At 80.3% G+C, this 836-nt stretch carries 1 protein-coding gene; it reads left to right on the forward strand.

The genetic code is table 11. The features are described 5' to 3' along the window. The first annotated feature begins 405 nt into the window (after nt 1-405). Nucleotides 406-723: a hypothetical protein gene (locus E2C05_RS32215; RefSeq protein ID WP_200307020.1), complete on the forward strand. Its 318-nt coding sequence runs from the start codon at nt 406-408 to the stop codon at nt 721-723. Nucleotides 724-836 lie beyond the last annotated feature (113 nt).

Consider the following 836-nt stretch of genomic DNA (forward strand, 5'->3'; position numbering starts at 1 on the left):
GGCGCCGCCGCGCCGTCCAGCCGGTCCCGGCTGCCAGCCGCCTTCGCCCGCGCCGCCGCCGCCAGCCCGGCGGGCGCCACCAGCCCGGCCGCGGGTCCGCCTGGCCATCCGGTCCTTGTTGCTGCCCAACCCGGCGCTGCCGCGCTCACATGGCGAGACCGGCAGACGGGAGCGACGGTGGTCGCAGTTCGCCGGCCGGCTCTCCACCCGGCCGAAGCACGGCGCGTCCTCGGGCGGCGGATGCGGCCGGCCGCTGCCCTTCAGGTCGATCGCCGGCCAGACGCCGCCGCTGCGGGCATGGTTGGCCGGCGGCCAGGCGGCACGGGCCGGCGCGCCGATGCGGGGAGGGTCGGCGGTCGGCATCGCGCCCTGGGAGAGCGGCGCGCCGCGCCCATCTGTCCCGCCATGCTGCCCCTGCCCGCCATCCCGGACCGCCGCGCCGCCTTGCTGCGGCGCTGGCTGGACCTGACGCGGCAGGTGCTGCCCGGCCTGGCGGCCGCCCATCGCTGGCCCATCCGCCTGGACCATTGCTTCATGCGGGTCTGCCTGGATGCGGCGCTGGGCCAACGCTGGGACCGGGTGGTGCGGCGCCCGGCGGTGCGGCACCTGAGCGAGGCGCAGCTCGCCGCCGCCATCGCCGTGGCGGAGCGGATCGCCGCCGAGCCGGCGCTGCTGCCGCGACTGAACGCGGCGTCCCTGGCGATGCGCCGCAAGGCCGCCTGACCACCGGCGGCACACCGCCCGCCTGCGCCCCGGCCTGGGGCGAAGCCGCCGCCCCCCGGCGCAGGCGGTCCGCCGCCGCGCCAGCCCCGCCGCCGGCCCTGGCCTGCCCTTGC

Source organism: Paracraurococcus ruber (genome assembly GCF_004353985.1).
GTDB classification, from domain to species: Bacteria; Pseudomonadota; Alphaproteobacteria; order Acetobacterales; family Acetobacteraceae; genus Paracraurococcus; species Paracraurococcus ruber.

What these genes read in the sequence shown, in the direction of transcription:
- E2C05_RS32215 (WP_200307020.1), top strand. Translation starts at nt 406, where the DNA reads ATGCTGCCCCTGCCCGCCATCCCGGACCGCCGCGCCGCCTTGCTGCGG.